The 360-nt window shown below is 48.3% G+C and carries 1 pseudogene; it reads left to right on the forward strand.

Annotated elements, in window-relative coordinates:
• Positions 1–197, forward strand: a pseudogene (locus tag A3712_RS06335) (RNA polymerase sigma factor RpoS); the annotation flags it as partial.
• Positions 198–360 lie beyond the last annotated feature (163 nt).

Consider the following 360-nt stretch of genomic DNA (forward strand, 5'->3'; position numbering starts at 1 on the left):
TGAGCTCGGTAGATACGCCAATTGGTGGTGATGGTGAGAAAGCACTACTGGACATTATTCCAGATGTGAACAACTCAGATCCTGAGGTTTCGACTCAAGATAGTGATATCAAAAACTCACTGATCTTCTGGCTTGATGAGCTGAATCCTAAGCAGAAAGAGGTGCTTGCACGTCGGTTTGGCCTACTTGCCTTTGATTAGAGCAGTTTCTTCAAGCGGTACAACTCTTCCAGTGCTTGGCGTGGCGTCAGATCGTCAGGATCCACGTTCGCTAATGCTTGCTCTACTTCGCTTGGTTCCGGGATAAGGCTCAGTTGGTTCCCAATATCAACGCCGCTCGGCTTCGATGTAGGAGACTCAA

Origin of the sequence: Vibrio sp. HI00D65 (assembly GCF_001635455.1) — a bacterium.
Taxonomy (GTDB): domain Bacteria; phylum Pseudomonadota; class Gammaproteobacteria; order Enterobacterales; family Vibrionaceae; genus Vibrio.